The 10,026-nt window shown below is 59.7% G+C and carries 9 protein-coding genes and 1 tRNA gene; 1 reads left to right on the plus strand and 9 read right to left on the minus strand.

Annotated elements, in window-relative coordinates; all coding sequences use genetic code 11:
* Window position 1: 1 nt before the first annotated feature.
* Window positions 2-463, minus strand: a complete 462-nt coding sequence (locus tag HPY64_15765) for a DUF4332 domain-containing protein (GenBank protein NPV68594.1) — start codon at window positions 461-463, stop codon at window positions 2-4.
* 231 nt (window positions 464-694) lie between these two features.
* Here HPY64_15765 and HPY64_15770 point away from each other — a divergent pair, with 231 nt between their 5' ends.
* Window positions 695-1,972 (plus strand): hypothetical protein, encoded by a 1,278-nt coding sequence (locus tag HPY64_15770; GenBank protein ID NPV68595.1) that lies wholly within the window; start codon window positions 695-697, stop codon window positions 1,970-1,972.
* 53 nt (window positions 1,973-2,025) lie between these two features.
* Here HPY64_15770 and HPY64_15775 read toward each other — a convergent pair.
* From HPY64_15775 to HPY64_15810, 8 genes are all read right to left on the minus strand, one after another.
* A tRNA-Arg gene (locus HPY64_15775) sits at window positions 2,026-2,101 on the minus strand.
* A 57-nt stretch (window positions 2,102-2,158) separates the two neighbouring features.
* Window positions 2,159-2,593 carry a hypothetical protein gene (locus HPY64_15780; GenBank protein ID NPV68596.1) on the minus strand — a complete coding sequence of 145 codons (435 nt, stop codon included), beginning with the start codon at window positions 2,591-2,593 and terminating at the stop codon, window positions 2,159-2,161.
* A gap of 49 nt (window positions 2,594-2,642) precedes the next feature.
* Window positions 2,643-4,226 carry a hypothetical protein gene (locus HPY64_15785; protein NPV68597.1) on the minus strand — a complete coding sequence of 528 codons (1,584 nt, stop codon included), beginning with the start codon at window positions 4,224-4,226 and terminating at the stop codon, window positions 2,643-2,645.
* Window positions 4,227-4,353: 127 nt separating this feature from the next.
* Window positions 4,354-5,439, minus strand: a complete 1,086-nt coding sequence (gene cax, locus HPY64_15790; GenBank protein ID NPV68598.1) for a calcium/proton exchanger — start codon at window positions 5,437-5,439, stop codon at window positions 4,354-4,356.
* A gap of 47 nt (window positions 5,440-5,486) precedes the next feature.
* Entirely contained in the window at window positions 5,487-6,854 is a 1,368-nt protein-coding gene (locus HPY64_15795; GenBank protein NPV68599.1) for a LysM peptidoglycan-binding domain-containing protein, read from the minus strand.
* A gap of 47 nt (window positions 6,855-6,901) precedes the next feature.
* Window positions 6,902-7,291, minus strand: a complete 390-nt coding sequence (locus tag HPY64_15800) for a DUF192 domain-containing protein (protein NPV68600.1) — start codon at window positions 7,289-7,291, stop codon at window positions 6,902-6,904.
* On the minus strand, window positions 7,288-8,775 hold the full coding sequence (locus HPY64_15805) for a LysM peptidoglycan-binding domain-containing protein (protein NPV68601.1): 1,488 nt from the start codon (window positions 8,773-8,775) through the stop codon (window positions 7,288-7,290). The genes HPY64_15800 and HPY64_15805 overlap by 4 nt, the downstream gene beginning before the upstream one ends.
* A 532-nt stretch (window positions 8,776-9,307) precedes the next feature.
* Window positions 9,308-9,721 (minus strand): response regulator, encoded by a 414-nt coding sequence (locus HPY64_15810; GenBank protein NPV68602.1) that lies wholly within the window; start codon window positions 9,719-9,721, stop codon window positions 9,308-9,310.
* Between the last annotated feature and the right edge of the window lie 305 nt (window positions 9,722-10,026).

A 10,026-nucleotide genomic window follows, 5' to 3' on the forward strand; every position in this document is an offset into this window, starting at 1 on the left:
GTTACTGTCCACCGGCCAATCGGGCCGCCTGCCCGATCCAGTCTTCCTGCCGGATGCGGTCGCCGATGATACGCAACCCCTGCGCCTTCAACCGGGCCGCCAGCTCATCGGCATCCTGCTGGCTCAACTGGGCAAACGTGGTCACGCCCAGCCGGGCCAGGCCCTCGGCATATTTGGGGCCAATACCGTCAATGCGGGTCAGATCGTCCGCCTGGACCGCCAGACGCGCGACGGCCGGAGTTATCTCAGTCTCCAGTGCTGACTGTATCGGTTGCACCAGATCATCCGGGAAAGGTACCGGAATGTTCCGTTCGGCTGGGCGCTGAGGAGGCACCCATCGGGCCTCTGCGGTTTCCTCCTTGCCCTGCAACAGGCGCCACAACCACCAGCCCAGGATCGTAGCGATGACGGCCCCGGCAATGACCAGCGTTACGGCAACGACAGCCCTGCACCACTTGGTCATAGGATTCACACCTGTCTCAGCGGCCACCCTGATTCGAATTGTAAACGGGCAATTACATGCTGTCAAAGCTTATACTGCACAAAAGTACCTAGCTACGGTTATCGTAGAACCGACAGTATGACAATTCCGGTAAGCATTGGCTACGCCCGGCTTAATTGTCATTTGCCCTGCTCTGAAAGCTTTCGTATACTATATTATTGGGGCAATAATCCAACAGGAAGAGGCCATACCATGAAACTGAATAACATGGTCACGGGCAGCTACGAAGCGTTTAATCACTACTCGCCGGGTGCGAAAATCGTGCTGCTACATCCGCGCAGCCGCTACCGTTCCGTGCTGATTGCACGCCTGCTCAACAGCCCTGAATACCAGACTCTGTACTATGCCATGGGGCCGGACGATGTCAGCGTCCCGGCCTTCCTGGCAGGTTTGCGTCACAACCTGGCCAGCCAGCACCCCGAATTCGGCCGTCACCTCGATCTGACAGAAGATCGTCCAGGCGTCGGCAAAATGGAGCACTGGCTTAGCGCTCTTGCTGCCGACCTTTCCGAGTGGACAACCAACCCCTTCCTGCTGATTCTTGACGAATATGATCGGGCAGATGGCGCCGACGATATTCAGCAGTTCATCGAGCAACTGGTCCCGCTCATGCCACCGCACGGCAAAATCATCCTGAACAGTCGCACACTTCCGCGCCTGTCCTGGGTCTCCCTGCTCGCCCGCAACCTGGCCGTCATCCTTGAAGATGAACATCTGGTCGTCAGCGATTTCTATGACCATCGCCGCCATCCCAACGGCCCCCGCCTGGAGGTCACCGCTCTGGGGCCGGGCTACGTCTCCATCAACAACAATCTCATCTCTACATGGGAAGGGCACCTGCCGCGCCTGCTGTTCTTCTTCGCCCTGGATCGGCCTACCGTCACCCGATCGGAAATCTGCCAGGCCTTCTGGCCCGATCTGGATGTCGATCAGGCCGTCAATGTCTTCCACGTCACCAAGCGCCGCCTGCACAAGGCGCTGGGCGAAGATGTGCTTGTGCACATCGATGGGTACTATCGCGTTAGCCCGGAGTTAAACGTCGTCTATGATGTGGTCGACTTTGTCGGGGCGCTGGTCCGTGCGCGCGCCGCTGCCGAGCAGGACAAAGTGCAATACTGGCAGGAAGCCATCAATCTCTACCGGGGACCGTTCCTGCAGGGGCACGACGATCCCTGGATTGTTGCCCGTCGCACCGACTTCCTGAACGGGTATATGGAGGCGGTCATCCAGATGGCCGAAGTGCGCCATGCCAGGGGCGCGGCGGAACACGCCCTGCGCCTGTACCTGCGCGCTCTGCAGGAAGACCCCAGCCGGGAAGATTTGCACCGTCGAGTCATGCAGCTCTATGCGGAGATGGGCCGGCGCAGCGAAGCCGCCGCCCATTTCCAGCGCCTGCAGCGTGAATTCAAAGCGGCCCGGCGCAAGCTTTCCCCGGAAACCGAAGAGGTTTACCGGGCCATCATGGCCTGACCGCTGTGAGTCGTACAGCAAAAAACGCCTCACTGGAGGCGTTTTTTGCTGGCTGGCGCCCCCTGAAGGACTCGAACCCTCGGCCAACTGCTTAGAAGGCAGCTGCTCTATCCGCTGAGCTAAGGGGGCGGATTTGTTCTGTATTGTAGGTAGCGCCAGTAGCGCCGTCAAGCGCCAATCACGCCGCTAACCCAGATAAGGCCGGATGCCTTTGTACACCTGCCCACCCGTCAACGTCCGCAGGATCGTCATCGGTGGGCGGTTGATCCGGGCCGACAACTCGATCGGCGTCAGCGGAAAGTTGTTGTTAGTCAAAAAGACGCGAAACACAGCATCGACCAGCGAAACCGGAGGCAGGAAGTAAGCGGGGTCTTTGGCGGCTTCCTGAAGCGCCATGCGTAGCGCATCAACACGATGCACCTCGGCTGTTTCCGGATCAATCCAGTCCGACTCGGTATCACCCGAATGCTGCATGAAATAGTCGCGCTGCTCAGGAGGAAGCTGCCCGATCATGTTCATCCGCAAGTCCTGATCGGCGCGTTCCCACCATTCGTAGTCAATATGAAACCGCGTTTCCAGCGTCGGTATAACGCGCTGACTGGCTATGCTTCCAGCAGTCATCGTTCATTCCTTCAGGCAGAAACACCGTCCAGGCAAACCCGGACCCTGGTCAAGCGCCCCGCGTATAACGCCAGTAATGGCCACCTACATGGGTGAACTCCGGCTGCGCTTCCAACGCGGCCAGGATTGGCCCCGGCGGGCAACGCCGCACCACGTTGACCGCGCTATACACCGTCTTGGCGTGTACCGCTGCCTGTGGATTCAGGCGGGCAAGCTCTGGCAGGATATCTCGGATGATCTCGATCAGGCTGCGCTTTTGATCGCGCACTGTCCGCCAAACAGCATCGATACCTTCCAGATCATCAGCGCCCAACACCATCAACTGATCATAAGCCGCGCCGATCAGGCGCCGCTGATTGACGAATCCCAGCCGTCCACCACGTGGCTCCACCAGGATGATCCATTCCGTGCGTGGCCGGTAGCCATCAAAACTGATCTGAAACTGTCCGGCCTGCCCGGTCGTCTGAATCTGCAGCACCGCGCCCACCGGCAGTTTATGCTTGCGATAGAAACGCTCCAGCCCGCACACATAACGACCAGCCCGGACAACCCAGCCGGTGTATTTGTCGCCCGTGATGCCGTCTATGAACGTGATCAGAATGCGTTCCGCCTCGTAGGCAGTAGGCAACATGGCCGAGAGTCCCGCCGTGAGGGGCAAAGTGCCGCACCGGCGATGCGGGTAGTTGAGCGTGATTGTGACACGATCTATCGGTTCGGTCACCGCCGGCAATTCTGAATGCTCATCGCCGATCTCAGCCTCCAGTGCCAGATCGTCCGGCGTGAGCAGGCTGCGATCGTAGGGGATGCGTTCGTAGATCAAGCGCTCCGGCGTCCGCTGGACTTCCTCCGGCTCCAATCGCCTCAGGTACCAGCGCACCAACCCCGCCGAACCGACCTCATCAAAGCGATTGTCGTTATACAGGGCGCAGTTCAGAGCGAACGCCTGCAACCGGGGATTGACCTCAGTTGGCAAGTCCAGGATGGGCAGAATGTCCTCAGGGGCCAGCGGCCCGCCACCGTTCATGTCCAGCAGCGCTTCCGCCAGATTGGTATGCCCCTTGTCGATGGTCGGCAGCAACGACTTGAGGAACCACAGCCCGCCCGCATAGGCCACATCGTCGATAACGCTGAGCCGCTCTTCAAGCTCCTGGGCCAGCGCATCACCATAAGCCTGTTCTAGCGGCTCAATCTCGACCGGCTCCAGTAGTTCGTCCAGGGAGGCATTGCCGTTGTTCAGGTCAAGCGCATGGGGGATCTTCAGGTCGCTGGCGAATTCCCGGCGCAGCCCACCCGGGAATTCCACCTGAATCACAGTGAAATCGCCATATTCCGGGTTGGAGCCTGGGCGCACGCCAACAACTTTGCCCAGGGCAAACCCAAACGCCGGGAAGACCAGCTTCTGCCCGACCTCATAGTGCGCTTTAGGCTGGAAGAGCGTACCTTCCTTCAGGTGCCTGCGCCAGCTATCTTCTTCCTGACGGACCCGGTGCTCGATCAGCAGCCGAACCATGCGCCGGATATCCAGCGGCAGCTCTTCTTCGAGCATGACGCTGAACAGGTATTCGATGTCCTCATCCGTGATCTTAAGGGAGTGACTCCAGTATTCTGGCGTAAGGATCTGGCGCCTGAGCAACGCTGATGCCTCCAGCTAACCTAACCTGATGATCATCAGGCACATGCAAAACGATTATAGTATAGCGTCCGATCAGGCATTGGCAACGTTGGATTGTTCCAAAAACAGGCCGACATTCAGCCCTCGCTTACAGAGCCGCCGGAGCGCTCCCCGGCAGGACAAAGAACGCCAGCGCCAGGATCAGGTATACCGCCAGCAGCATGGCCCCTTCCAGCCAGTTCGACTCCCCATCCAGGGCCACCAGCGCCGCAATGAAGGACGCTGCAGAGAGCGCAATCAGCTCGTAGGGGTTAAACACCAGCAGCAGTTTGTTCTGGAACAACAGGCTGACAAACACCAGCACCGGCGCGACAAACAGCGCAATCTGCAGGCTTGAGCCAAGCGAAATGTTGAGGCTCAGGTCCATCTGGTTCTTCATCGCCACCTGCACAGCCACCAGATGCTCGGCCACATTGCCGACAATCGGCACAATGATGATGCCTACAAAGAACTCCGTCCAGCCAAGCTGCGCCACCACCGGCTCAACCGACCTGACCAGAAACTCGCTCATGATCACGATGCCAAGCGTCGCGGCAGCCAGCACGGCGACAGCCTGGGAAACGCTCCACTGCGGCACGTGCGCCCCGCTATGAGATGCTGTCCGGTTCTCAGGATCGCGCAATGCATAAAGCAGACTCAGGCCATACAGCACGATCAGGATGATCGCCACCCCCTCGCTAAAGAGCAGTTCCGATTGCAGCGCGTTGACCTCAACCAGAGCAGCGTCAAACAATGACGGAATCGCCAGGGCCAGAAAAGCCAGCACCACCAGCGTGGCGTTCATGCCAGCCTGCCGCTGGTTGAATATCTGGCGACCCTGCTTCAGACCGCCCAGCAGCAGGCTGAAGCCCGCCACCAGAAGCAGATTGCCCAGAATCGAGCCAACAATTGAGGCTTTGACCAGTTCGGTCAAACCGGCCCTGAGGGCGAAGATGGTGATGATCAGTTCGGCGGCGTTGCCCAGCGTGGCGTTGAGCAAGCCGCTGATCTGCGTCCCCAGCCGGCTGGCCAGTTCCTCCGTCGCCTGGCCGATCAGCCCGGCCAGCGGGATAATCGCCAGGGCTGATGTGGCAAAGATCAGGACTTCATTGCCGTGCACTCCTCCCAACAGGCCCAGCCACTCGACCGCTATGGCGATCAGGCCCGCCAGCAACAGGAGGTTCAGATTGAGCAGCCTGCTGATCGGAAAACGCCTGGTATTCAAAGCATCCTCATCCTGGTTCAATCCGCCACGAAGTCAAAACGCGTCCACTGGATTGCATCGGTCTCCACCCCATTGACCCACAGCTCCCAGTGCAGATGGGGGCCAACCGACCGACCGGAATTGCCGATGGTGCCGATCACCTCCCCGGCTTCGACCTGTTGCCCGACCTGAACGTAACTCTCCGTCTGGTGCGCGTAGGCGGTGAATACCCCCTGTCCATGGTCAATGATCGTGAACAGGCCATAGATATTGAGGGTATCGACCAGAGCCACGCGCCCGTCCGCCGGGGCATAGATCGGCGCGCCGGGCGGGCCGCCAAAATCCGTCCCGGTATGGAAGCGGTCGTAGGCGCCGCCGTTATACGAACGCCGGGTGCCAAAGGGGGAAGTCACCGGCGCGGCGGCGGGCAGCCCCATCACGCCATCAAAGTACCGCTCCGGGGTATGGCCGCGCATGATCCCGGCAATCAGCTCATGCTCGGCGCTGTTCACCGCCGGATCCAGGAGTGCCTCCTGGCTCTCCGGGACGGTAATCGTTTCATTGCTGTACCGGCCATCGGCCACCCGTAACTCGGTTGAAAACATCGTGCTGGTGTTGTCACCGGTGATCAGCGTCAGGACCAAAGGGTAAGTCCCCGGCGGCGTGAATGCATAGACACCATAAAAGGCGGTATAAGTCCGTCCATCGGCCTCCGGAAAGAAGACCAGGTCCCGGTCGAGGAAGCGGCCGCTGATCGTCACCGGTTCGGCGCTAACCACCCTCACCCGGAGGCTGCGCCCGACTTCAACCGGCAGTGGGGCCAGTGTCAGCTCCACCAGCGGCGCCGGCAACACCTGAAGCGCCGGGGCTTCAGCTGGGCCGGGAATCAGGATTTGCTGGCCGGGGAAGATCCGCGCCGGCGATTTCAGACCGTTGGCGCGCATGATGGCGTTGAGTGAAGCATGGTGGCGCAGGGCAATGCGGTACAGCGTCTCGCCGGGGGCGACGGTCACCGTGTAGCCGTTTGTCAGCGGCGGATGCCCCGGCGCCATCTGGCTGACATCCAGGGTCTGACCGACGTAAAGCCGCGCCGGGTTAACCACGCTGTTCAACGCAGCAAGGATTTCTGTCGTCGTGCCATAGCGCAGGGCGATATGGGCCAGCGTCTCGCCCGGCTGCACGATATGGCGGCCGGCTGTTCGCACGCTGGCATTGACTGGCCCGCTGGGGATGATCAGCCGTTGCCCGACCTGAATGTTGGTCACATCGGTAAGGCTGTTGGTCTGGGCAATAGCCTCAACTGAAGTGCCATAGGCAAGGGCAATCCGGTATAGCGTCTCGCCCCGCTGCACTACATGAACAGTGGTCTGGCCGGTGCCACCCTGGGCCAGAACCGGGCTGGCCATGCTCATCGCCACCACAACGCATAACCAGGACAACCACCGGCGACGCATTACGCCCCCACAACCTCGTCGAAGATCAAACGGTCGCCAATCATAACACGATCCAGTAATGACGGGGACGCCTCGACAAAGTAGCGGGCTGGCTCGCGCGGGGCATAGACCAGCCGCCAGGGTCTGGCCAGCACCTTGTCCACCACAACCCCTTCGGCATTCAGCCAGACGGTGGCAATGGCAAAACGCATGAACAGCATGTGGATGGCCGTATCCGTCCGACTCTCCCGGTTGTACACAAAAAGCAGTCCCTCATCTTCGGGCAATTCCCGGCGGAACATCAACCCCCGGAACTTGCACCAGAAGCCGTCGCACCACCTGACCCGCGCAAGGAGGATAGTACCATCCTCCTTGCGCAGGATACGCCACCGACCGGTGCGGTCGCTCATGGCAAAACCAGCACCTGGCCCACGTAAATCCGGTTAACGTTGGTGATGCCGTTCAGCCGGGCCAGTTGATCCAGGCGGACGCCGTAGCGCAGCGAGATCCGGTAGAGATTTTCTCCGCGCTGAACCACATGCGTGGCCGGTCGCTGTGGCGGGGGAGGCGGGACGGGCGTCACCGGAGCAACACCGGGGATGCGCAGTTGCTGACCGACTTTGATCAGGTTGGGGTTAAGGATACCGTTGAGTTGCACCAGCGTGCCAACCGTGGTGTTAAACCGCGCTGCGATACGGCTGAGATTATCTCCTGCCACAACCACATACGTGATCGTGGGCTGTCCTCCGGGTACAGTCGTAGGAATCGGGGTCGGAGTCGGCAGAAGGCCCACTGGCGTTGCCGTCGGGATAATCCCGATCGATGTCAGGCTGAGTGTCGGTGTGGCGGAGGGCACGGGTTGCTCTCGAACCGGGATGATCAACTCCTGATCCACGTAGATTAGCGCTTCAGAATTGAGACCGTTTGCCCGGATGATCGCTTCAACGCTGCTGCCAAAACGTAAGGCCAGCGCGCCGACCGTATCCCCGGCCACCACTTTGTAAACGATCTGGTAGGGGAATTCACCGGGGGATAGCGTCGGCGTAGCCGTCGCTGTCGCGGGAGCTGTAGCGGAGGGCTGGACGGTTTCATCAACTTCCTGAGTAGGCGTGGTCAGGCCGGGCGCCAGCGGTGTACTGGTTGGCCCGCTGACAGCCGTCGGCGTGGCCGTAGCAGAAGGTGTGCTGGTCGGCATGGTCGTTGAGGTCAGGGTTGGTTCGGCGCCCTGGGTGATGATCAGAGCAGCATTATCCAGGTAGACATTGTTGTTCTTCTGGGGTAAATCGAAGGTGGTGCGCACAAAGACGGTGATGCGATCGCTGACGTTTTCGGCGCGGACCGAAACCTGCCGGTATTCGTCATAGAATTCCAGCGGCAACGACCACAGGATGCGCTCGCTCTCGCCATCCGTGCCGCCGTTCGGGTCAATACCCACCTGAACCTGGACCCGGCCTGGATTCTGGCTGACATCCGGATCATCCCCGGAGGTTGACCAGACGTACACGAAAACGCTGAACTGTACATCTGACCCCTGTGGAACCAGCACCTGCTGGTACACCCCGCCGGTATGCGTGGCAAAAAAACTAAAGTATTCCTGAGCATTACTGCCTTGCAGGATACGCTCCAGGTTGCTGGCGCTGGCAGGCTGATATTCCGGTTTGAGGTTGCGGAAGCCTTCGTCGCCCGTTCGCTGGGGGACATGCCAGGCTGACCAGCCGTTGGCTACCAGGCGGGTGGTATCGCCGCCAAACGGGACAAATGGGTCTTCAAAGCCAGGGTTGACCAGCAGATTGGTTTGCGCAGACGGCTCGGCAACAGCGGTTGGGATCGGCAACCAGCCTGCCAGTCCCAGAGCCACCACCAACACGACCGGGATCAGAGGTCGAACGGTCATGATGCACTCCCCCATCATCACAAGGCTTGGCTAACACGCGCGACAAGAAGCAATTGTCTGCTCTGGCGTGATAACGATCACCACGCGATACCGGCATGACATCATACCCGCCGGACACGCCCCCATAGTAGCATGACAGGGCCACCAGTGAAAATGAAAACAGGCAAAACTCGCCAGGGACAAAACGAAAGAGGCAGGAGGCAAGGGTCAAGAGACAAGCGACCGGAAAACCAGGAGAGCAGGACACCGGGAGATGACCCGCCATGCGGCGATGCCTGGCGCAAGATACCCGGTCATCCCGCTATGCGTATCAGGGATGCCAAGAGAGGTTGGAGCATCGCTGTGGGCCGCGCAGGCAGTTCTTTCCGCTGTTCCCCCACTGCTCCCCCACTGCCCACACCTATCCCCTGCTCACTGCTTCCATTCCCCTGAGAGTAGCGCCGCCTGATTGCAGCGCGACTTTGCCTGCGCCCAATAAGAAAAGCGCCTACAGGCGCCTTTGCTTTCGGTTCAGTCAGGGCTGGAGTATGACTCAAGGACGCTTAACGACTGTCTTCTTGCCCTGCAACACACGCTCAATGCTGTTGATCAGTTCGGCTGGGCCAAACGGCTTGGTGATGTAGTCATCCACCTTGGCGATGTGCAGCCCCAGAACTTTGTCGATGCTCTGCGACTTGGCGGTCACAATAATCACCGGGATATGAGCAACCTCAGGATCGTTCTTCATGCGCTGGTAAACTTCCCAGCCATCCATATCCGGCATCATCAGGTCAAGGAGAACCACATCAGGGCGCTCCCGCCTGACTGCATCCAGACCGGCCCTGCCCCCTTCCGCACCAACCACTTCGATCCCTTTTCTGTTCAGGATCAGGCGGACGAGGTCGATCATCTCAGTCTCATCTTCGATGCAAACTACCCGGATGGTGCTCGCCTGTCCCGCGGTCATCGAACCGTCTCCGCTACTGCACGATTCTTCTCAGCACCTGTTGATAGTCTATCATACGCGACCAGTCGGTGTCTACAGGAGCGCCACGCCAAACTACCTGCACCTAGGCATGAGCACAGGTCATCAGCACCACGCGCCAGCTACCACACCACCGTCAGCCTCCCGGCTTCCTGCAAGACCCTGTCAAATCAAAAGATAATGTTACCGAGCGGAGACGGTTCGTTCATTTGATAATGTTACCGGGCTGTCCTCTCCTTTCTGGGAGTGTTGGGGAGCGAAAAGGGTCAAGTAGACGTTCTGGGTAT

This window comes from Anaerolineae bacterium (assembly GCA_013178165.1).
In the GTDB taxonomy this organism is placed as follows: domain Bacteria; phylum Chloroflexota; class Anaerolineae; order Aggregatilineales; family Ch27; genus Ch27.